This window comes from Agrobacterium sp. NPDC090273, from assembly GCF_044772305.1.
GTDB lineage: Bacteria > Pseudomonadota > Alphaproteobacteria > Rhizobiales > Rhizobiaceae > Agrobacterium.
Genome location: NZ_JBIVYN010000006.1, coordinates 124,557 through 147,289, shown reverse-complemented (window position 1 = coordinate 147,289; position 22,733 = coordinate 124,557). Strand labels below are relative to the sequence as shown.

19 protein-coding genes are annotated in these 22,733 nt (G+C 56.3%); 6 read left to right on the top strand and 13 right to left on the bottom strand.

Going from position 1 to position 22,733, the window contains the following annotated elements; translation table 11 throughout:
* Nucleotides 1-116: 116 nt before the first annotated feature.
* Complete coding sequence (locus ACIQT8_RS17170; protein WP_138793396.1) at nt 117-812, bottom strand: tellurite resistance TerB family protein; 696 nt, start codon at nt 810-812, stop codon at nt 117-119.
* Nucleotides 813-929: 117 nt separating this feature from the next.
* Entirely contained in the window at nt 930-1,568 is a 639-nt protein-coding gene (locus tag ACIQT8_RS17165) for a 2-dehydro-3-deoxy-phosphogluconate aldolase (protein ID WP_138793397.1), read from the bottom strand.
* Between the two features lie 248 nt (nt 1,569-1,816).
* Between ACIQT8_RS17165 and ACIQT8_RS17160 the strand changes: the two genes are divergently transcribed.
* From ACIQT8_RS17160 to ACIQT8_RS17150, 3 genes are all read left to right on the top strand, one after another.
* The gene (locus ACIQT8_RS17160) at nt 1,817-2,305 is read left to right on the top strand and encodes a CYTH domain-containing protein (protein WP_400967508.1); all 489 of its coding nucleotides are present in this window, start codon (nt 1,817-1,819) and stop codon (nt 2,303-2,305) included.
* Nucleotides 2,289-3,197: a CHAD domain-containing protein gene (locus tag ACIQT8_RS17155; protein ID WP_400967505.1), complete on the top strand. Its 909-nt coding sequence runs from the start codon at nt 2,289-2,291 to the stop codon at nt 3,195-3,197. Before ACIQT8_RS17160 ends, ACIQT8_RS17155 begins: the two co-directional genes overlap by 17 nt.
* A gap of 112 nt (nt 3,198-3,309) precedes the next feature.
* The gene (locus tag ACIQT8_RS17150; RefSeq protein ID WP_400967502.1) at nt 3,310-4,266 is read left to right on the top strand and encodes a rhodanese-related sulfurtransferase; all 957 of its coding nucleotides are present in this window, start codon (nt 3,310-3,312) and stop codon (nt 4,264-4,266) included.
* Between the two features lie 104 nt (nt 4,267-4,370).
* Here the strand turns inward: ACIQT8_RS17150 and ACIQT8_RS17145 are convergent, their stop codons facing one another.
* The 11 genes from ACIQT8_RS17145 to ACIQT8_RS17095 form a co-directional block, all read right to left on the bottom strand.
* Complete coding sequence (locus ACIQT8_RS17145) at nt 4,371-6,614, bottom strand: EAL domain-containing protein (RefSeq protein ID WP_400967499.1); 2,244 nt, start codon at nt 6,612-6,614, stop codon at nt 4,371-4,373.
* Between the two features lie 167 nt (nt 6,615-6,781).
* Nucleotides 6,782-7,561, bottom strand: a complete 780-nt coding sequence (locus tag ACIQT8_RS17140; RefSeq protein ID WP_138793402.1) for a MetQ/NlpA family ABC transporter substrate-binding protein — start codon at nt 7,559-7,561, stop codon at nt 6,782-6,784.
* 44 nt (nt 7,562-7,605) lie between these two features.
* A complete protein-coding gene (locus ACIQT8_RS17135) occupies nt 7,606-8,274 on the bottom strand; it encodes a methionine ABC transporter permease (RefSeq protein ID WP_138793403.1) in 669 nt (222 codons plus the stop codon).
* Nucleotides 8,264-9,340: a methionine ABC transporter ATP-binding protein gene (locus tag ACIQT8_RS17130; RefSeq protein ID WP_400968047.1), complete on the bottom strand. Its 1,077-nt coding sequence runs from the start codon at nt 9,338-9,340 to the stop codon at nt 8,264-8,266. Before ACIQT8_RS17130 ends, ACIQT8_RS17135 begins: the two co-directional genes overlap by 11 nt.
* A 376-nt stretch (nt 9,341-9,716) precedes the next feature.
* On the bottom strand, nt 9,717-10,346 hold the full coding sequence (locus ACIQT8_RS17125) for an NAD(P)H-dependent oxidoreductase (RefSeq protein ID WP_138793404.1): 630 nt from the start codon (nt 10,344-10,346) through the stop codon (nt 9,717-9,719).
* A gap of 159 nt (nt 10,347-10,505) precedes the next feature.
* Nucleotides 10,506-11,879, bottom strand: coding sequence for a GH1 family beta-glucosidase (locus ACIQT8_RS17120; RefSeq protein ID WP_400967493.1), 1,374 nt, complete (start codon nt 11,877-11,879; stop codon nt 10,506-10,508).
* A gap of 232 nt (nt 11,880-12,111) precedes the next feature.
* Nucleotides 12,112-13,422 (bottom strand): xylose isomerase, encoded by a 1,311-nt coding sequence (gene xylA, locus ACIQT8_RS17115; protein WP_138793406.1) that lies wholly within the window; start codon nt 13,420-13,422, stop codon nt 12,112-12,114.
* A gap of 123 nt (nt 13,423-13,545) precedes the next feature.
* Nucleotides 13,546-14,994 carry a xylulokinase gene (gene xylB / locus ACIQT8_RS17110; RefSeq protein ID WP_400967490.1) on the bottom strand — a complete coding sequence of 483 codons (1,449 nt, stop codon included), beginning with the start codon at nt 14,992-14,994 and terminating at the stop codon, nt 13,546-13,548.
* A gap of 38 nt (nt 14,995-15,032) precedes the next feature.
* A complete protein-coding gene (locus ACIQT8_RS17105) occupies nt 15,033-16,055 on the bottom strand; it encodes a LacI family DNA-binding transcriptional regulator (protein WP_400967487.1) in 1,023 nt (340 codons plus the stop codon).
* Nucleotides 16,056-16,204: 149 nt separating this feature from the next.
* Nucleotides 16,205-17,788, bottom strand: a complete 1,584-nt coding sequence (locus tag ACIQT8_RS17100; protein ID WP_138793409.1) for a DHA2 family efflux MFS transporter permease subunit — start codon at nt 17,786-17,788, stop codon at nt 16,205-16,207.
* Between the two features lie 21 nt (nt 17,789-17,809).
* Entirely contained in the window at nt 17,810-19,000 is a 1,191-nt protein-coding gene (locus ACIQT8_RS17095) for an HlyD family secretion protein (RefSeq protein ID WP_400967483.1), read from the bottom strand.
* 148 nt (nt 19,001-19,148) lie between these two features.
* On the opposite strand from ACIQT8_RS17095, the gene ACIQT8_RS17090 reads away from it, so the two are divergent.
* From ACIQT8_RS17090 to ACIQT8_RS17080, 3 genes are all read left to right on the top strand, one after another.
* Entirely contained in the window at nt 19,149-19,835 is a 687-nt protein-coding gene (locus tag ACIQT8_RS17090) for a TetR/AcrR family transcriptional regulator (RefSeq protein ID WP_400967480.1), read from the top strand.
* Between the two features lie 162 nt (nt 19,836-19,997).
* A complete protein-coding gene (locus tag ACIQT8_RS17085; RefSeq protein WP_138793412.1) occupies nt 19,998-20,756 on the top strand; it encodes a TerC family protein in 759 nt (252 codons plus the stop codon).
* A 176-nt stretch (nt 20,757-20,932) separates the two neighbouring features.
* On the top strand, nt 20,933-22,705 hold the full coding sequence (locus ACIQT8_RS17080) for an SLC13 family permease (RefSeq protein ID WP_138793413.1): 1,773 nt from the start codon (nt 20,933-20,935) through the stop codon (nt 22,703-22,705).
* Nucleotides 22,706-22,733 lie beyond the last annotated feature (28 nt).

Here is a 22,733-nt window from a genome sequence, read left to right as displayed (position 1 = left end):
AAGAATTAGGCGAGCCGTCGATGGATGTCAAAAGGATGAATACACGGCGCGAGCGCGCCGTGATCGATCTTGTCCGATGTGACGTAGCCGGCTTTCCAACGACGTCTGAGGGAATGTCACACCTTGGCAGCAGTAACCGTTGCCTCAATATGATCGACCAGCGCGTCAGGGAGCCCAAGGCGCCCGGCGAGAAGATCGAGATAGCCGCGCTCCGCGCGCGTGTCCGCCTCAATCGCAAGGCGCGAGGCGGTGTAAAGCTCCACCTTCTGCTCTTCCGTGCGGGCAGACGCCACCAGAGCGTCGACGTCAAGCGGATCGGCCAGTTCTTTTTCGATGAATTGCTCCGCTTCCGTATCCAGTCCCGACACCTGAACGCGCTCCATGATACGGGCTCGCTCTTCCGCGTCGATATGGCCATCCGCCTTCGCTGCCGCAATCATGGCCTGGATAAGCTTCAGGGCGAAATCATTTGAGAGTGCGGGTGACTGCGGATGAAAGGCTGAATCAGCCGGTGGAGCAATGAGTTCGGGTTGCGGCTTTGGTGCCGCCTCCGGCGCCTGGCCTGACTTGTAGTTCTTGTATGCAAGATAACCAAGCCCGGCGATGGCAGCGATACCGCCAACAGTCGCGGCATTGCCAGCGAGCTTGCGGCCCGTTTTCGTCCCGAGAATTGCCGCAGCAAGTGCGCCGGCCTTCATAGGGTTGTTTTTTGCGATTTCGGCGGCCTGTCCAGCCCTGTCGCGGACACTTCCAGAAAGGCCCGGCACTTGCGAGCCGAGGAATTGTTCAAGAAGTTTCTTGGCGTCGAACATCAAAATCTCCTGTGAGGGTTCAATCCCACAGGAGATAGGAAACTATGCTACGAATACAAACCTGAACCGCTCACGCCTTCGTGAACAGGCGTGTCCGATGACGCAGCTGGGACGGTATCAACCGCGCAATGCTGCAGCTTCGGCCGCGAGCTTGGTAATCCCTGCCCAGTCGCCTGTTGCGACCAGTTCGCGGGGGGCAACCCATGAGCCGCCGACGCAGACGACATTCGGCAACGACAGATAATCGTTGGCATTCTTGAGAGAAACACTGCCTGTCGGGCAAAAGACTGTCCCGGCAAGCGGCGATGCCAGAGCCTTGAGGTACGGAGCACCACCAGCCTGTTCGGCCGGGAAAAACTTCAGAACCTTGTATCCTTCATCGCGCAACGCCATGACTTCGCTTGCCGTAGCGGCACCGGGAAGCAAAGGTACCTTGGAAGCGCGAGCCGCTTCTAGAACGCTCTTGTTCAGGCCTGGGCTGACGATGAAGGTCGAACCAGCTTCTGCAGCGGCTTCATAGTCCTTGGCGTTGAGGATCGTGCCTGCACCGACATTCGCTCCCTCGACTTCCGCTGCGACCGCACGAATGGCGTCGAGAGCGGCAGGTGTGCGAAGCGTAATCTCGATTGCCTTGAGCCCACCTGCGACCAGAGCCCGCGCCAAGGGCACGGCAGATGCCGCATCATCCACGATCAACACCGGCACGACCGGCTGCAGCTTGAGAATGGAGAGCAGTTTTTCGGAGTCCTGGGCCAAGTTTGAGCCTCCCTTGCACGTTTGAAACGATTGAAATACCGACGTTCGAATTAGCCTGCCTTCGCGACCATGTCGAGGCGCAAGATGTGTAATTCAGTTCTCTCCAGCCTGAGGGGTTAAGTGATCAGCCAATCTTATTGAGGTTACCGTCAAGCCCTAGATACTTCAAACAATTCGCTTTTTCATGACATATGCTTGTAATAAGCTCAGTTGTCGGTTTTTCAGAAATTGCTTGGCAAAAGAAGTAGATGGCAAAAGAGATAGAACGCAAGTTTCTTGTCGCACATGAAGAGTGGCGCGATAAAGTCACGTCAAGCAAGTCGTTTAGACAGGCCTATGTTGCATCCATGGACGATCGCTCTGTCCGCGTCAGAATCGTGGATGATCGAAAAGCCACTTTGACAATCAAGATCGGCGCCAGCGCATTGGTGCGTGACGAATACGAATATGCCATCCCGCTGACGGACGCAGATGAGTTGATGGCAAGTGCGTTGGGGATCGTCATAGAGAAGACCCGTCACACGGTTGAACATGCGGGCTTCACCTGGGAAGTCGATGTCTTCCGGGGGCACTATGCTGGCCTTGTCGTGGCCGAGGTGGAAATGGATGATGAGAATGCTCAACCTGCGCTGCCAGAATGGCTTGGTCAGGAAGTAACGGGCGATCACCGTTTTTCGAACCAGTCACTCGCAACCCAGAACCTGCGAAAAGAGTTGCTGAATGCCCTTCAGGATTGATCCAAGAAAGCCCTTCGACGATGAAATACGCCGCGCCGGGCTGGAGCTGATCGACGAGGCAATTGAGATCCTGGAAAACCAGCCGGACGGTTCACATGAGGCGGTCCATGACGCACGCAAACGGTTCAAACGCATCCGCGCGCTCTATCGACTCATTCAGCCCGCCAACGCCGGCTTTCGACGTGAGGAAAACGCCAGGTTTCGGCAAATCGCCCAATCACTCGCCTTTGCGCGCGATGCCACCGCTCTGGTCGAGACCGCCGGTTACCTTGAAGAATTTGCGCGTTCCGAGGCGCAAAGCGTCGCTTTACAATCGGTAACAGTCACGCTTGAGGAGCGACGCGACCATGCAATCGAGCATGAAGTCGATCTCGACAGCACGATCAAGACCGCCATTGCGCAATGCCGAAAGGGCCGCGCGCAACTGGATGCGCTCAGCTTGCCGGATGATGCGAAAGATGCGGCCAGACTGATCCGCAAAAGCTGGGCAAAACAACGCAGAAAAGCGCTAGAGGCACTGAGCGATTGCCACGCGCACGCCGACGTCGAGCATTTTCACGATCTGCGTAAGGCGGGCCAAATCTACTGGATGCATCTGGGCCTTCTGCGTCGCCTCTGGCCGTCGGCGATGCGCAGCAAACGTGCGGATGCCAAGCGTCTGGTGGATTTGCTGGGGCGCGAGCACGATCTTTCCGTGCTGGCAGCGCTTGCCGACCGCGAAGGTGAGCTTTTTGGTAACGGCGACCGGCAGGCTTTTCTCCTTGAGGCGATCATTCGCCAGCAACAGGTGTTGCGCAAAGACAGCCTTGTGCTTGCGGGCGAGGTCTTTTCGGAATCCGCGCGTACAGAAAGCAGCATTGCCGCGGTGTTGTGGCGTCGTGCGGGAAAGTAGGTGGGAAACGCCTGCAGTCCAGGAAACTTGACGAATTTCAAAATCCGCCAAATGCCGTCTAAAAGGTGGATTTGGATTGCTTTGCGGACGTCATCGCTGTATTTCAGCGCCCATGACCGACACCATTGTTCCTTCTCGCCCGGAAGCCGCACCGGGAGCCATTGGCGATTTTCTCGTGGCTGCGCTTTATCATTTTGCCCGCTTCCCGCGGTTCGAAAGCGTGCGCGATCCGCTTTTCCGGCTTTGCCAGGAAAACGGCGTGAAAGGAACGTTGCTTCTGGCTGCGGAAGGTATCAACGGCACGATCGCCGGGCCTGATGCAGGCATCCATGCCATCTTGTCGTTCCTGCGCGCCCAGCCGGAGTTTAGCGCGCTTGAACACAAGGAAAGCCGTGCATCCAAGATGCCCTTCGTGCGCATGAAGGTGAAGCTCAAAAAAGAGATCGTCACGATGGGCGTGCCGGACATCGATCCCAACCAAATTGTTGGCACGTATGTCGCTCCGCAGGACTGGAACGCCCTTATCTCCGACCCAGATACAATCTTGATCGACACGCGCAACGACTATGAAACAGCCATCGGCGTTTTCAAAGGCGCTGTCGACCCACAGACAAAAACGTTTCGTGAGTTTCCAGACTGGGTAAAGAACAACCCCGGCCTGCACAACAAGCCAAAGATCGCCATGTACTGTACAGGCGGCATTCGTTGCGAGAAGGCAACCGCCTTCATGAAAGAGCAAGGCTTCGAAGAGGTGTACCACCTAAAGGGCGGCATTCTTAAGTACCTGGAAGAAGTGCCCGAGGAGGAAAGCTTGTGGGAAGGCGCGTGCTTCGTCTTCGACGAGCGCGTCTCGGTCGTCCACGGCCTTGCAGAAGGCGATCACAAGCTCTGCCATGCGTGCCGTAATCCGATCACCCCTGAAGTGCGCCAGTCACCACTGTTCGAGGAAGGTGTATCCTGCCCGAGCTGTTATGATGACAGGACGGACGATGACCGTCAGCGGTTCCGTGACCGCCAGCAACAGATTGATCTCGCAAAGAAGCGTGGCGAAAAGCACCTGGGCCGCTGAGACAGACTGAAACGTCAGCATCGTTTCGGCCTCATGTAAGGCAGGCCTTCGTCGCGGACGAGACAAATCGTGTCCAGAAGCCCGATGATGCGCGTTGTAAGCAATTAGGCCTTCAGGCGTATGTCGGCCACCGGTGCATCCTGTGCATCGAGCAGTTCGCAGATTCTTTCACCGCTAACGGGCCGCGAAAACAGGTAGCCTTGCAGTTCGTCACAACCGCACAGATGCAGGATCGCGGCCTGTTCTTCTGTTTCAACGCCTTCAGCCGTAACGGGAATGTCGAGGGAGCGTGCCAATGCAACGGTTGCCTGCAACATGTCGAGTGACCGGCCACCCTGCTCCAACGCCATGACAAGCGAACGATCTATCTTCATACGATTGAAGCCGAAACGGCGAAGATAGCCGACGCTGGCAAATCCAGCTCCGAAATCGTCGAGTGCGATACTGATACCAAGCTGTTTCAGCTTGTCGATCGCCACGTTCGCCCGTTCTGGATGCTGGATGAAATAGCCTTCCGTCAATTCCAGCCGCAACCGATCGGGCGTCGTGCCGGTGTGCTTCAATATGTCAGCGACATACCCTGCGAAGGTCGGATTGCGGAACTGCACAGGTGATATATTGACCGACAGCCTTATCGATGGCCACTGCTGCGCAGCCTCGCAGGCACGTTGCAAAACAAAAAGACCAAGCCTGTCGATCAGACCACTTGTCTCGGCGGCTGCGATGAAGATATCGGGTGCGACAGGCCCGACGCCTGGACGGTTCCAACGTGCCAACGCCTCGACACTCGTGATCGTCCGGGTCGCGGCGTTGACGACAGGTTGGTAGACCAGAGAAATTTCCTCGTTACCAATCGCTCGTCTGAGATCTGCTTCGAGCTGCAGCTTTTCTTCCCGCAGCGCGTCCATTTTCTCGTCATAGGCAACATAGCGCCCGCGTCCGCCCTCTTTTGCCTGATACATGGCCATATCGGCGCGACGCACAAGTTCCTCGCCGTCGATCTCACCGGCGGTCGAAATTGAAATGCCAATGCTGCAGCCGATGCTCGCTACTCGCTCGCCGATGCTGAACGGCTCGGTAAAAAGCTCGAGTATGGAACGGCAGAGCTTGCGCCCGTCCTCGCGCACGTCGCCGCCCTGAATTGCGATGGCAAATTCGTCCCCGCCCAATCGCGCCAGGACGGCGTGCTCCGGGACGAGAACCTCAAAGGCTGCTGCGACGCCCTTGATAAGACGATCACCGGCAGCATGACCATAGGAATCGTTGATTTCCTTGAAGCCATCGAGATCGAGATAAAGAAGCAGCACATCCGTCCTGTGATGACGAGCAGAACGGACCATGCGGGCGAGTTTGAGAAACAGGCCGTTTCGGTTCGTCAACCCGCTCAGTCGATCACGGAGTGCCTCATCGCGTGCCGCCGCCTCATCGGCCTTCAGACGGTCAAGTGTCGCCGAACCAACGATGAGCAGAACAATAAAAAAAGTGCCTACGACGCCAAGTGCGGTGAAGATTATAGGTCGCGCACCGTGGAAACTGACATCACCCGGCAATCGTGAACGCCAACCCATCTTGGCCACGACCTCGCCGAGCGGATTGACGATATCGACAGCGTTGGCGCCTTCGACATTGGTGGGCTCAAGTTCGAGGCCATCGACGACGTAGGTCCGAGCCAGCCTGTCGACCAGCGGCTTTGTAAAATGGCGGGCAAGAAGAAGATATCGTCGCTCATTTTCGGCTGAGGGCAACTCACCGGATTTGTTCCGGATCAGCGCAACGCCGGCAGCCGCGATGCCATGGTCGGTCTTGACGAACCCGGACATCTGAGACCAGTGACCGGGACGCATTTCCTGCACCTTGGCGAGCATCTTCCCCCAACCTCCAGGCAGATAACTTTCTTCCGGCCAGGAAATCGGCATGCCATCGTGATAGGCCATACGCACACGGCCGTCCTGATCGAGCACGATGGCCGTATCGAACAGTTTCCCCGGCCCACTTGCCTTGCCGTAATTGCTTGCAAGCCAATCGAACCTGTCAGGGGCATAGACAAACTCGGCGGCGTCATTGCGCACGGCATAATCTGTCAATGTTGCATCAAGTTGATTGCGAAGCGTCATCAAAGCGCCTGATGTCGTCTCTTTCAGGCGTAGATTGTCCAGCGCATTCGCCTGATCCTTGATCTGGCCGACAGCAGACAAGACAAGGGCGGTTACGACGAAAAGAACCAGGGCGAACGCAAACAACACGGCTCCAACGGCTGCCCGTCGGCCAATGCGCAAGTGTCTGACTATCCCCCGCGGTACAATCCGCATAATTTCCCCTTCGAAAGCATCATCTTGCGAAGGAAACATTCAAAACCGGTTAAACCGCGCGACGACGTCGACCCAAAAAAACACAGGTACAAAACGGTAGTCTCAGTGCATACCCGGTCCGATCAGCGCAAAGAAAAACCTCCCCCGCGTCGCGAGGGAGGTTTTCGTTGGTCGCAGTTGTCTTCCGGCGAATACCGGATCACTTATTACCAGGACGGAATGACCGTACCGTTGTACTTTTCAAGAATGAAAGCCTTCACTTCCGGGCTCTGGTAGGATTCAACCAGGGTCTTTACCCATGGCGCATCCTTGTCCTTGGCGTTGATTGCGATGATGTTCGCATAAGGCGACTTTTCGCTCTCGATCGCGATAGAGTCCTTCTTCGGGTTGAGGCCTGCTGCCGTGGCATAGTTCGTGTTGATCACCGAGGCATCCGTATCATCCAGCGAACGGGGAAGCTGCGCGGCGTCCAGTTCGATGATCTGGATGTTCTTCGGGTTTTCGGTGATGTCGGCAGGGGTAACCTTCAGACCGACGTCTGGGTTGACCTTGAGCACGCCCTTGGAGGCCAGAACCAGAAGTGCACGACCGCCATTGGTTGGGTCGTTCGGAATACCGATCGTTGCGCCGTCCTTGAGTTCATCAAGGCTCTTCACCTTCTTCGAATACACGCCCATTGGTGTGGTGATCGTGGTACCGACGCTGATGAGATCGAACTTGCGGTCAGCGATCTGGTTGTCGAGGTAAGGTTGGTGCTGGAAGGAGTTCGCCTGAAGCTCTCCATCGGCCAAGGCCTGGTTTGGAACCACGTAGTCGGAGAACTCGATGATATCGAGATCCAGACCCTTCTTTGCAGCGATCGTCTTCACCTGCTCCATGATCTGGGCGTGTTCAGCCGGTGTCACACCGATCTTGATGGTTTCAGCAAGCGCGGAGCCCGCCGAAAACAAGGCTGCGAGCGAAGCCGCGATAATGAGTTTTTTCATTGGGTGTCTCCTTGGGTTTTGTCGTTATAAGTTAATGAATGAAATCAGGATTTCCGGTTGCGTTTATCGAAGCTGCGGGCAAGTGCGTCGCCGGCGCTCTGGACAAGCTGCACGAGTACGATCAGGACCAGAACAACCACCAGCATCACGTCCGGCATAAAACGCTGATAGCCATAGCGAATGCCGAGGTCGCCGAGCCCACCGCCACCGACCGCACCGACCATGGCGGAATAACCGATCAGGCTAACCAGCGTGAGGGTCAGCGCCAAGGTGATGCCGGGCTTTGCCTCGGCAAGCAAAACCTTCGTGACAATCTGCAATGGGGTCGCACCCATGGCACGGGCAGCTTCAATAAGCCCCTTGTCAACTTCGCGAATGGCCGCTTCGACAAGACGCGCGATGAATGGCACGGTTGCAACCGTCAACGGCACGATTGCCGCATTGGTACCGATGGACGTACCGGCCACGAGCCGGGTGAATGGAATAATCGCAACCACGAGAATGATGAAGGGGGTGGAACGGGCCGCGTTGACGATCAGGCCGAGAATGCGGTTTGACATCGGCGCAGCAAAAAGTTCGCCCTTGCCACTGGTGGCAAGGAAGACACCGAGCGGAACACCGAGGATGGAGCCGACGATGCCTGCGACGGCAACCATGTGCAGCGTCTGCAGAAGCCCCTTGGACAGAAGGTTGAAAAGCATTTCAGGCGACATAACCGAGCACCTCCGTGTGAAGTCCGGTTTCTGCATAAAAGGCGCTGGCGCGTGCAGCCACTTCAGGTGAGGCTGGATAAGACACAACGAGCGACCCGAAGGGTTCTCCGGAAATCTCCTCTATCGTTCCAGCGAGAATATTGACGTCGGGGCCGATTTCGCTGACGAGACGGGCGGTCAGCGGCTGAAACGCCGTTTCCCCAAAAAACACCAGACGCACCAGCACCCGGTCTCCAGCCGCCGGTTGCGGCTTCAGTCCTGACGTGACCCAGTGCGGCAGTTTCACGCCAACCGAAGACGACAACAGGCTACGCGTCGTCTCGTGCTTCGGTGCGGTGAAGATATCGAAAGTGCGACCCTGCTCGACAATCAAACCCTTGTCGATAACAGCGACTTGAGAGGCAATGGTCTTAACCACTTCCATCTCATGGGTAATAAGAAGAACAGTCAGGCCAAGTTCGGCATTGATGCGCTTCAGCAGCTCCAGGATGGATTGAGTTGTTTCCGGGTCGAGAGCGGAGGTAGCCTCGTCGGAGAGCAACAGTTTCGGCGATGTGGCAAGCGCACGCGCGATACCGACACGCTGCTTCTGACCGCCGGACAATTCCGCAGGGTAGCGCTTTGCCTTATCGGACAGACCGACGAGTTCGAGCAGCGGCGTAACCTTGGCCTCAATTTCCTTTTTGCCAACACCGGCGATTTCCAATGGCAGCGCCACATTGTCGAAAGCGGTGCGCGAAGAAAGCAGGTTAAAGTGTTGAAAAATCATACCTACAGATCGGCGAAGCGTGCGCAGGCCAGCTTCATCCAGTGCGGATACATCAACACCGTCTACAACCACACGTCCGGTAGATGGCTTTTCGAGCCCATTGGCCAAGCGGATCAGCGTGGACTTGCCAGCACCCGAACGGCCGATAATGCCGGTGATCGAGCCTTTCGGAACGACGTAGTCAATTCCCGCAAGCGCGGCAAATCCGGTTTTTCCGCCAGTGGCGCCAAAGGTCTTTGTTACACCTTCGAAAACGACCATCTGGTCCGACACCGCCTGCTCCGGGGGCGCGGGAATGGCCGCGTTAACTGCAAAACTCATTGAAAACTCTCGGTGTGAAAACTCTTGACGGGTCGGGTCTCAAAAAATCCTGTCGCGGACGGTACCGCGTTCTTCATGCGACTTCGGCGCACATTCGATTACAGAGGATTTTCCGGGTCATTGCGTCAGGCTTTCACTTGTCGATACCGCAGAGCGGCACTTGGATGACGCATGTTTGCCCGCATGCGTCATCTTTTTACAGGGATGATTTTTCGTTTATTCCACATGGACGAAAAAATCTACCGCAAAGCTCCAAGGCCGTGCGAACGAGGTGTCCTTGGAAGAGTTGGAGGCACCTTCAACGTTTCCGAGGGAGCTTTAGTGCCCGTATTTTCTGGAAGCGTTGCCTTGGTTACACGCGGCTGACGAATTGATCGAGCGGACGACGAACCTTCTTGAGATCAACGAGCCAGTCTCCGTCCGGCTGACGATAACCAAGCGGCAAAATCGTCACGGAACGCAGTCCCTTCTCGCGAAGGCCGAGAATCTTGTCGAGTTCGGCAGGATCAAAACCTTCCATCGGGGTTGAATCGACCCCTTCGAAAGCCGCCTGAGCAACGGCCATGCCGAAGGCAATGTAAGCCTGGCGGGCGGCATGTTCAAAATTCACTTCCGCGTCGCGTTCCGGATAGGCAGCAAGCAGTTTCTGGCGATAGGCTTCCCATCCCTCGTTCCTGAAACCGCGCTCTTCATTGACCAGATCGAACATATGGTTGATACGGTCGGTCGTATAATTGTCCCAGGCTGCGAAAACGAGAAGATGCGATCCGTCCGTGACCTGCGCCTGGTTCCAGGCAATCGCCTGAATTTTTGCGCGCACGTCCGGGTCCGTGACGACGATGACTTCGAAGGGCTGAAGGCCGCTTGAGGTTGGCGCAAGGCGTGCTGCCTCAATGATACGCTCCACCTTGTCTTCCGAAACGGCCTTGGAGGGGTCCATCTTCTTGGTGGCGTAACGCCAGTTGAGTTTTTCGATAAGCATGTCCGTATATTCCCTTGGGAGGATCAACCCTCGCCCGGCGGTACGAAGGCGCCACGTTTGGTCGTGGCCGGACTGAGATAGGACAAAGACGCGCCTGCACAAGCAGGCACCACAAGGTTACCGTCAAAAAAAGTCAGTAAAGCTGATAATTTTGTCCGCTTACAATTTCCGATGGTTGCCTTTGGGAAATTCAGACGCGAGAGCACTGTACCATTTGCCGCTTTTCTTCAGTGTCCGGACCTGCGTATCGTAATCGACGTGAACAAGGCCGAACCGCATTCGATATCCTTCGGCCCATTCGAAATTATCCATCAGACTCCAGGCAAAATAGCCACGCATGGGGTAACCGCCCTTGATAAGATCGGACACCACAGACAAATGATCTGCATAATAGTCGAGACGTGGCTGGTCATTCACCTCCCCGTCTTCAACGCCCATATTGTAACACGCGCCGTTTTCGGTGATGTAGCAATCGGGCAATTCATACCGCGCGTAAAGTTCTTCCACCAGCGAGGCAAGTGCTGGCGAATAGACCTCCCAGCCAATGTCCGTTTTGACATCGCTGATAAAGGGAGCTGCTTTGGTTGCAGGAAACTCGGCATCACCAGACGCATCGTCCGCAACTCGCATGGGGGTATAATAATTGAGACCCCACCAGTCCAGTTTCTGCGAGATGATCGAGAGGTCGTCCGCCTCGACGATCGGCATGCGATCTCCAAGTGCCTCCATCATTTCCTTGGGGTATTCGCCCTTGAAGACAGGATCGAAGAATGCACCATTATGGAACTGGAAAGCACGCTCGGCAGCGTTGTGGTCGGCCTGACTGTCCGACGCGGGAATAACGGAATGGGCGTTCAGCACCAGACCGACAGGAACCTTAGGCGCGACATGGCGTGAAGCCTCGACACCAAGACCATGAGCCAGATTGATATGGTGCATGGCGGCGAGTGCTGCTTGCATGTTGCGCTCGCCCGGTGCGTGAATGCCATAAAGGTGACTGAGCCATACCGCGCACCAGGGTTCGTTGAAGGTGGCAACCGCATCCAGACGATCGCCCAAGCGAGCCATCACTGTTTTGGCATAACGGTGAAACGCATGGGCCGTTGAGCGCGCCGTCCAGCCACCGTCACCCATCAACGTCAACGGCAAATCCCAGTGGTAGAGCGTTGCGTAGGTCTTGATACCGCGCGCCTTGCAGCCGTCGACCAACCGGTCGTAAAAATCCAGGCCTTTTTCATTGATCGGGCCAAAGCCATCTGGAATGATCCGTGGCCACGCAATCGAAAACCTGTAGGCTTCAACACCCATCGCCTTGATTAGATCGAGGTCATCGTCAAGCCGGTTGTAGTGGTCGCAGGCAACATCTCCGTTATCGCAGTTATAGACGCGGCCCGGCATGTTGCAGAAAGCATCCCAGATTGACGGCTTTCGACCATCGACCTTCGTGGCGCCTTCAATCTGGAAGGATGCGGTCGCGACACCGAACAGGAAGTCACCGGGGAAGCGTTCTGCAAGCACCTTGGGATCGGTCATAGGACAAGCCCTCTCTGTCATGCCTAAAGGAAGGTTGATGGTGGTTTAGACGATGTTGGGAAGCAGGTACAGCCAACAGCAACGCAATTCTGCAACGTTTCAGAAATTTGCCTCATCAAATATCCAAAGCGCTTGCAGGTGTCATCGAACAGGGGCGGCGGTTCGTGATGGCGAAACGAAAAAGAGGCGGGAAATTCTCCCGCCTCTCAAATCGTTCGATAGGACTAGCAGATCAAACGTAACGATTGACGACGTTTTCGAGATACTCCTGACGACCGGACTTCGGTTCAGGATTGATGTTTTCGCGCTCGACCTTGGCAGCAATATCTTCAAGCTTGTATTCGCCGCGCAGCATCTTTTGTGCTTCAGGCTGATCCCACTTGGCGTAACGCTCGGAAAGCGGTTTCGACAGGGCGCCATCTTCCACCATCTTTGCCGCAGCCTTCAGGCCCCGTGCGCAGCAATCCATGCCGCCGATGTGGCCGATCAACAGATCCGCTGGATCAAGAGATTGACGGCGCAACTTGGAATCGAAGTTTGTACCACCCGTGGTGAAGCCACCTGCCTGCAGAACCTGATAGTAGGCAAGCGCCATTTCCGGCACATTGTTCGGGAACTGGTCGGTGTCCCAGCCGGACTGGTAGTCGTTACGGTTCATGTCGATGGAACCGAAGATGCCGAGTGCCGAGGCCAATGCCAACTCATGCTCGAATGTGTGCCCGGCAAGGATCGCATGGCCCTGTTCGATGTTCATCTTGACCTCGTTTTCAAGGCCATACTTCTTCAGGAAGCCATAGACGGTGGCGACGTCGTAATCGTACTGGTGCTTGGTCGGCTCCTGTGGCTTCGGCTCCACGAGGATCGTACCCTTGAAACCAATCTTGTATTTGTACTCGACGACCATGTGCAGCATGCGCGCCATCTGGTCGAACTCACGTTTCAGGTCGGTATTGAGAAGCGTCTCATAACCTTCACGTCCGCCCCAGAGAACGTAGTTTTCACCACCAAGCTTCATGGTCGCATCCATGCAGGTCTTGATGGTCGCAGCCGAATAGGCAAACACATCCGGGTCAGGGTTTGTCGAGGCACCCGACATAAAGCGCCGGTTGGAAAACAGGTTTGCCGTACCCCACAGGAGCTTAACTCCGGTTTCTTCCTGCTTTTTCTGAAGATAATCAACGATTTCGTTGAGGTTCTTCGTGCTCTCGGCAAAGTTTTTTCCTTCCGGACGCGCATCGGCGTCGTGGAAGCAATAATAGGGCGCGCCGAGCAGGCTGAACATTTCGAAAGCCACATCGGCTTTCAGCTTTGCCTTCGCCATATCGTCCCCGAACCAAGGCCGGTCGAAGGTACGTCCGCCGAAAGGATCGCTACCCTCCCAGGCAAACGAATGCCAATAGGCAACGGCAAAGCGCAGATGGTCCTCCATGCGCTTGCCACCAACAATCTCATCGGGATTGTAGTGACGGAAAGCCAACGGATTGGTGCTGTCCGGGCCCTCGTATTTGATCTTGCTGATATCGCCGAAAAAACCTGTACTCACGAATGATCCTCCTTGGGTTTATTCGCCCTCCCCGGATGGGGAGGGACGGGCAAAAGGGGTGAGATATTGGGTTCACCCCGGCCGCACAGTTGGAGACCTGCCCTCAAGCAGGAGGTCCGCAACTCAGAGCGATTTGATGGCAGGATAGAGCGCACGGTAACGCGCGTAGGCTTCCTCATAAGCACCCGCGAGTGCCGCTACAGGCTCAATCGTGCTGTCGGTCTTTGGCTGGGTGCAGACAGAAACGGGATCGGCACCTGTTGCAGCAATCAGGCCGAGACGCGCGGCGCCAAAGGCGGCACCGAAGTCACCTTCGGCCGGAATATCAACCGGCACGCCGAGCGATGTGGCAATAGACGCAAGCCAGTAGGCCGAGCGGGACCCGCCGCCAATGGCGGTCACGCGAGAAATCGACGTACCTGCCGATTTCAACGCTTCGAGGTTGTCGCGGATTGCAAAGGTGACGCCCTCGAGGACCGCTTGCGTCAGCGCCTTGCGGTCGCTTTCGTGCGCAAGACCGATGAAGGAACCACGGATTGCAGCATCATTGTGCGGCGTGCGCTCACCCGAAAGATAGGGGGCAAACGTAACACCTGACGGGGCCAGGAGCTCATCACCCAGTTCGGCCGTCAGTGCAGCGGCGGACTGACCGGTCAGGCGCGAATACCAGTTGAGGGCGTCAGTCGCGGAGAGAATAACGCCCATCTGGTGCCATGTGTTCGGCAACGCGTGGCAGAAGGCATGCACGGCGCTTTCAGGCTTCGGAAGATAAGATGCGTTTGCAGCGAAGAGAACGCCGGACGTTCCGAGTGACACAAAAGCATGGCCTTCTTCAACGGTTCCCATGCCGCAGGCAGAAGCCGCATTGTCACCGGCCCCGCCGGCAACTACGACTTTGCCCGAAATTCCCCATTCAGCGGCGAGGTCAGCACGCAGGACACCCGCCTCATCGCTCCCCTCTACCAGCGAAGGCATCTGCTTTTCATCGAGACCAGTCGCAGCCAACAGCTCCGGCGACCATTTGCGTGCGCCGGTATCGAGCCAGGAGGTGCCAGCGGAATCCGACATTTCCGAAATGTATTCGCCGGTCAGCCACAGCCTCAAATAATCCTTAGGCAACAGAACCTTGGCGACTTTAGCGAAGATTTCAGGTTCGTTGTTCGCAACCCAGACAAGCTTTGGAGCGGTAAAACCCGGAAACACGATGTTGCCGGTGATTTTCCGAAAGCGCGGGTCAGCGTCAAGCTTGGCAGCCTCTGCAAAGGAACGAGTGTCGTTCCAGAGAATGCATGGACGCAGAACCTTGCCCGCGTCATCGACCAGCGTCGCACCGTGCATCTGTCCTGAAAGGCCGATGCCTTTGACGGCTGCGAGCTCTTTCGGAAACTTGGCCTTGAGCCCGGCGACGGCTGTTTCGGACGCCTTGATCCAGGCAGCAGGGTCTTGCTCCGACCAGCCGTGGTGTGGGCGCGAAACATCGAGCGATCCATTCGCCGAACCGATGATCTTCTGATCGCCGTCAATCAGCAGGGCTTTGACGCCAGAGGTTCCAAGGTCGAGACCGAGATACATGTATTTCTCCATTTTCCGCCGCACGGCGGCTTAAAAATTCAGGGCAGATTGTCCCTGAGAAAGATGTCTATGCGGATGCGCTCCTGCGCTGCAATCACCTGCTGACCATCAGCGCGCGCTTTCAACACACGAATAGCGCTACGCACCTCATGTCCGGCATCCTGATTGAGGACCGCGTCGATAACGCCTTCCCTCAACGCATTGGCCGTGTTTTCCGTCAGCTCGTGAGCGATGACGGACACTGGACGGTCTCCGGCATTCGCTTTGAGAGCACGGATAAGTCCGCGGTTACCCGCTCCGAGACTGTAAATGCCAGAAAGCGACGTATTCTGAAGCGCTTCGCCGACCAGAGTTGCGACTGTTTCCGGATTGTCGCGCCCCTCCAAAACGGGCAACAGACGTATCTCTGGAAATTCAGCCTCGATCACCTCGCGAAATCCCTGCAGGCGTTCACGATGGTCACGCACGAGCATCGAACCGGCGACGACAGCAACCTCCCCGCCCCTGCCAGACAAAAAACGTCCAAGCAGACTGGCAGCAGTGCGTCCGGCCGCGACGTTGTCGACGCCGGCGTAATGATCGCGGTGCGCTCCAGAAATGTCCGACACCAGTGTAACAGTCGCGATACCGCTTTCGGACAGACGTTCCGTCGCCTCGGCAACATCGTGCGAGTCAATCGCGACGAAAGCGACGCCTGACGGCCTTTCCTGCCGCGCCACGTCGAGTGCCTGCGTCAACGCGGCCGCATCGAACGGTGGCACCTCGATGACACGAATCGCAGTGCGCTCTATGTGCGACCGGGATGCGGCAGCGCGAACCTCGGCGCGAAGCGTTGCCATGAACGAGTTGTCGTTTCCGGGAACAACAAAGACGAGCGAATAGCTGCGCCCCTTGGCCAGATTTGCAGCCGCCATATCGCGTACGTAACCAAGGTCGGAAATCGCTGCTTCGACCTTGGCGCGGGTTGCTGCATGAACACCTTTACGAACGTTCAGCACACGATCAACGGTGGCCAAACTGACGCCCGCCTTTGCAGCAATGTCGTGGACAGTTGGCTTCATAGCTCCTCCAGGAGCTCTGCATATCTGCCTTTGTCATCACAGTAAATCGAAAAATGATGTACGTACCTCAAACCCCGCAAATAAAAATGGGCCGTCATTTGCGACGGGCCAGCTCTGCGGTGGATTGGGAGGGGCTTCTTCTTGTTTATTCAGTGTGCTGCATCGGGTGGTGGCGCAGCCTTTGGTTTCTGGATCAGGACGGTCAGCAGGATCAGGCTGATGAAGAGGCCGGTCAGCAGCAGGAAGATATCGGAGAAAGCCAATATCCAGGCCTGCTGGGATACCATACCGACCAACTTCTTGATTGCGACGGAGGCACCGTCCAAGCCGTAGGAATCATAGTTTGCACCGACGCTGTTCAACCATTCCAGCGCTTCCGGATTGGCATAGGTCACATGTTCCGAAAGCCGGACGTAATGATCGTCCGTGCGCTGGGAAAGAAGCGTGTTAATGACCGCAAGACCGACAGCGCCACCAAGGTTTCGAGTGAGGTTGAAGAGACCAGACGCGTTCTTGATTCGCGCGGGCGGCAGGGTTCCAAGCGCGATGTTGTTGATCGGCACCATGCACATCATCAGACCGAAACCACGCAGGATCTGCGGGATCAGCAGCTCATAAAAATCCCAGTCGGTCGTGACATGTGTCATGATCCATGTGCCGGCACTGAAGCTGATAAAACCGATCGCCATCATCACTCTCGGGTCGAGCTTGGTCGAGACCTTGCCGGCAATCGGCGCGGTGAAGAACATCGCAAGACCAGAGACGAACATCGTCTCGCCAATCATCAATGCGTCATAGCCACGCACACGCCCAAGATAGAGCGGATAGAGATAGGTCAATCCATAAAGACCGATACCCATGACGAAGGAGAACAACGACCCGATCGAGAAATTCCGATCGGAAAAGGCTCGGATGTCGACAACGGGAAACTCCACCTTGAAGGCGCGCCAGAAGAACACGACAGCGCCAACAACCATCGCAATGGTGCCGAGGACGATGTGCTCGTCATTGAACCAGTCTTTGTTGTTGCCTTCTTCAAGGACGTATTCCAGCGAACCGAGAAAGACAGCCATGGACAAGAGGCCCCACCAGTCGAACTTCTTCCAGAGCGAACTTTCGGGCTTGTCGAAGTCGATGAAGCTCCACGTCAGGATCGTAACGATAATGCCAGGGATGATGTTGACGAGGAACAGCCAATGCCACGAAAAAGCATTGGACAAATAGCCGCCGACGGTCGGACCAATGGTGGGCGCTAGAGTGGCAACAAGGCCGATGATCGGCGACACGACGGAGCGCTTGGACGGCGGAAAGATCGTGAACGCCGCAGCAAAAACTGACGGAATCATGCCGCCGCCAATGAACCCCTGGATCGCGCGATAGACGATCATCTGGTCAATGTTTGTCGCAGTCGCACAAAGCGCACTGGAGATCGTAAAACCGGCTGCGCAGGTGGCAAACAGAACGCGCGTCGAAAGAATGCGCGCCAAGGTTCCAGAAAGCGGAATCATGATGACTTCCGCGATCAGGTACGAGGTCTGAACCCATGCAATCTCATCAGATCCTGCACCGAGGCCGGCCTGAATTTCCGCAAGCGAGGCGGAAACGATCTGAATGTCGAGGATCGACATGAACATGCCGAAGACCATCGCAAAAAAAGCGATCAGCCTGCGCTTGTCCATAGGCGGGTCGGCGGGGACCGTCGCCCCACCTGTTCCAACAACCGTAGCCGCCATGGCCTTGTCCTTGCTTCTCGGTTACTTCGCTTCAGCAGTCTGGGTGTGTTCGGGTGCTGTGCGTGTGTCGACATCAACAACCACGCTCAGGCCGGCACGCAGATTATGCTTGGCGAGATCCTCTTTCAAAAAGACGATCCGAACCGGCACGCGCTGAATGACCTTGGTAAAGTTGCCCGTGGCGTTTTCAGGCGGCAACATCGAGAAGATCGACCCAGACGCCGGCGAGATCGACTGCACGGTTCCTTCGATCGTCGCATCGTCAAATGCATCGACGTGGACACGAACCTTTGAACCGGGTGCAACGCGCGCGAGCTGCGTTTCCTTGAAGTTCGCATCGATGTAGAGTTCGTTCATCGGCACGAGGGACGCCAGGCGTTTACCAACAGACACGAGGTCGCCAGTCTGGACCGCCAGATTGCCGATAACGCCATCATATGGTGCCTTCAGTACCGTGAACGACAGGTCACGCGCTGCCTTGTCACGCGAAAGCTGCAAAGAGCGGATCGTGCTTTCGGCTTCAGTGCGCTGGGCGCGAAGCAATTCGACATTTGCTCTGGCCGAGGTGATAGCTGCGTCACCGGCAACAGCGTTGGCCTTAGCCTGGTCGAGTGCAACCTGTGCATTGTCAGCAGATGCGACAGTGCCAACGTCCTTGGCCTGCAACTCGCTGGCGCGCTTCTGGTTGATCTCTGCACCGCGCAATGCGGCATCCAGAGAACCCTTCTGGGCAATCGACTGCTGCAACGATGATTGAGCACCAACGATCTGCGCATCAATGCGGTTCAGAGACAGTTCCTCTGTGCGGATCTGCGCTTCGGCTTGGTCAAGAGCAATACGATAGTCGCCATCGTCCAGGGTTACGAGCGGATCACCCGCCTTGACCTCCTGGTTGGCGACAACGTTGACCTTGGCAACATAACCAGAAACCTTCGGCGCGATGACAGCAATGTCACCACGAATATAGGCATCATCGGTCGAGACCATGAAACGGCCATCCGTCCACCAGTCGTAACCGTACCAGCCAGCTCCAGCGAGGACCGCGAGCGCGATAACAGGCAATACCTTGGACCGCTTTTTCTGCTTGGGAGCTGGAGACTGGGATGCAGGCGCTTCCGCGGATTTTGCCGGGGCTGCTTCGGCCTTGGCGACGGCATCCGCCTCTTGCGTATCGTTGACCGCGCGAACAGCGCTATTCTTCTGGGCCGACATTTGCTTGTACCGTGATAGATTGAAGAAAGAATTTCGAACTGAACCGTTCGGTTCGATTGACATAATCGCTTCTTTAACACATATCAAGTCCTATCGAACCGCTTGGTTCGACGTTCGGTTAATTTTTTTGGTTCCAGTTTCAAAGACGATGGCAGGTGAAAAAGAGACGATGGAGATAGATCCCGACGCTGGCTGTCCCGGAAATTCCGTTGGGCGCTTCGCAGCAGGAGAAGACCCGGCAAAGCGCGAGCAGATACTGGCGGGCGCCTGGCGGGTATTCAAACTGAAGGGCTTCGATGCCGCCAGCATGAACGATATCACCCGGGAAGCAGGGGTTTCCAAGGGGACGATCTACGTTTACTTCTCCAATAAAGAAGACCTCTTCGTCGCTCTGGTCGACCAGCATCGGCAGGAATTCGCAGCTTCGATGCGCAACATTCTGGCTGGCACCGAGGAAGTTCGCGACGGGCTGAAACAGTTCGGCCTCGCCTTCGCCAACAAGATGATATGCTCTGACATGATACCAGCCATGCGCTCGGTGCTTGGCGTCGTTGACCGTATGCCGAAGCTGGCGCAGCGCTTCTTCATCGCGGCACCCAACAATGTCCGCACCGTGCTTCAGGACTTCATCGAACATCACGTTGCCCTTGGCCACCTCAGGATCGATGACCTGGAGCTTGCGGCAAGGCAATTCATAGAGCTCTCCACCGGCACCTTTTTCAAGATGCGACTGTTCGGTGAGCTGGAAGGGCCTGTCCCTGACGAAGAGCTGAATCGGGTCATCGACAGCGCTATCAAGGTCTTTATGGCCGCTTATGGAACTGATCGGGCCTGACCTCATTCAGCAACGGCGCGAATGCGATACGCGGCTTACGCGAAATTTCGATGAAATCTTGAAGACCAAGGCCGTTCCTGCCTTGTTTCTCGCGTATTACGCTATAAATCTCCGTAACCGAATGGTTCGGCTGGCCTCGTTGCTGAAAGGAAAGTTTCCCTGATGGAGTCCGTCCTCCCTCTTTTGTCCGACCCCGCCGCCTGGGTGGCGCTCGTCACACTGATTGTCATGGAAGTCGTGCTCGGCATCGACAACCTGATCTTCATCTCGATCCTCACCAACAAGCTTCCACCCGAACAACGTGAAAAAGCCCGCCGCATCGGCATCGGGCTTGCGCTTGTTATGCGCCTTGGACTGCTTGGGACTGTCGCATGGATCGTACAGCTCACGACCCCCGTCTTCGAAGTCTTCGGTCATGCGTTCTCCTGGAAGGATATGATCCTTATCGGCGGCGGCCTTTTCCTGATGTGGAAGGCGACGAAGGAAATTCACCACAATGTCGATCCTGAAGATCATAAGGAAGACATGGTGGGTGGAGCGGTAACGATGAATTTCGGCTCGGCTATCGGCCAGATCCTGCTACTCGACCTGGTTTTCTCGGTCGACAGTATCATCACCGCCGTTGGGATGACCCCTCACCTGCCGATCATGATTATCGCCGTGGTCGTGGCCGTCGTTGTCATGCTCATTGCTGCAACGCCGCTCGCCAACTTCATTGAGCGCAACCCGACGATTGTCATGCTGGCCTTGGCCTTCCTCATGATGATCGGCATGACGCTGATCGCCGAGGGCATGGGCTTCCATGTTCCAAAGGGCTACGTCTACGCGGCAATGGCGTTCTCGGCACTGGTCGAACTCCTGAACATGCTCGCGCGCAATGCGCGGCGCAGAAAAAAAGCCGACGCAACCGATACGCACTGATCCTGGAGCGAATTTTCATTCCTCTCCTCCTTATAAGGCCCGCCGCCCGGCGGGCCTTTTTCATTCCATGGGACACTTTTTTCGCGGAACTCCGACAAGTCGCCTTGCGTTCTCAGGCTGCCCCACCGACAAGAGTGACCAAACCGCACTCGCCCATCTGAAAGCCGACAGACAGCATGACAACAGACCAGATCCTCGCCTTTGCCGTGATCGCCGCCATGATGCTGGCTTTTATCTGGGACAAGGTGAGATATGACGTCGTCGCCTGCAGCGCGCTTCTTGTGGCCGTGGCACTGGGGGTCGTGCCCTTCGAAAAGGCGTTCTCCGGTTTTTCCGATGACATTGTCATTATCGTTGCGAGCGCATTGATCGTCAGTTCGGCGGTGGCACGCTCCGGTATCGTCGACATGACGATCAAAAAGTATTTTCCGGAAATGCACTCAAAAGGCCTGCAGCTTGCATTTCTGATGATCCTTGTCGCGGTGATGTCGGCCTTCATCAAGAACATCGGTGCGCTTGCCATCATGATGCCGGTTGCCTTCCAATTTGCCCGCAAGTCTGGAAGTCCCGTTTCCTACTACCTGATGCCAATGGCCTTCGCCGCGCTACTGGGTGGATTGATGACGCAGATCGGCACGTCTCCCAACATTGTTGTGTCACGATTGCGCGAAGAGATGACCGGCCAGAGCTTCTCGATGTTTGACTTTACGCCAGTCGGAGCGGGGCTGACGGTCATTGGCATCATCTTCCTCACGTTCGGATACCGCCTTCTACCGGTGCGAGCGCGCCAGCAGACATCGGTGGAAGACATACTAGACCAGTCTGCCTACACGGCAGAAGCGACCTTGCCCGCCGACAGCGCGTATTCTGATTCAGCGCTGCGGGAACTTCTCAAAAAGGGCGACGGCGACGTCATAGCGAGTACCATTCTGCGTGGTTCAAGACGAATTTCCCCTTTCCCTGACGTCAAGTTGAAAGCCGGCGACACTGTTCTGCTTGAAGGTAGTCCGGAAGGACTGGACCGCATTGTTTCCCAGGCGAAGCTTCAGCTTTCCGGCAAGCCGCTGACCGAAAACGGCCAGAAAACCGCCGACCTCATTTCCATGGAAGCAGTCATCAGTAATGAATCGCTGATGAGCGGCATATCTGCGCGCGAACTCGCGCTTTCCTATACGCGTGGCGTCAATCTGATTGCTGTTTCACGTCGCGGCCAGCGTGTTAGCCAGCGACTGAGCGAACTGACACTTCAGGCCGGAGACGTCATCCTTCTTCAGGGCAGCCGCAAGAATCTGCCGCAAGTTCTGCAGGAATTTTCTCTCCTCCCCCTGGCACAACGGGAAATCCTGCTTGGCACACAACGCCGTGCGTTGATCCCCGTGATAGTGCTGGCGGCAGCGATGCTTGCGGCCGGCAGCGGATTGCTACCCGTTGCGGTCGCTTTTTTTGCGGCAGCATTCCTGATGATCGTCGTTGGAGCGATCCCGCTGAGCGACGTCTACAAATCGATAGACGGGCCAATTCTCGTCATGTTGGCAGCCCTTATTCCCGTCAGTGATTCATTGCGCACCAGCGGCGCAAGTGATCTCATTGCCGAATGGCTGGGTCATGCTGCGCAGGGTATGCCTCCATTCGTGGCGCTCGGCATGATCCTCCTGACGGCAATGGCCGTCACGCCGTTCCTCAACAATGCAGCGACCGTCCTTGTCATGGCCCCGATTGCCGCAGGCTTCGCTACGACGCTCGGATTTCGCCCCGAGGCCTTCCTGATGGCGGTGGCAATCGGCGCAGGATGTGATTTCCTGACCCCGATTGGCCACCAGTGCAATACGCTGGTCATGGGGCCCGGCGGATACCGCTTTAGCGACTATCCGCGCCTTGGGCTTCCTTTGTCGATCATGATCGTTATCGTTAGCATTCCCATGCTACTCTACGTTTGGCCCGTTTCCTGACCGCGGGAAATATCCTTATTTCCTTGAC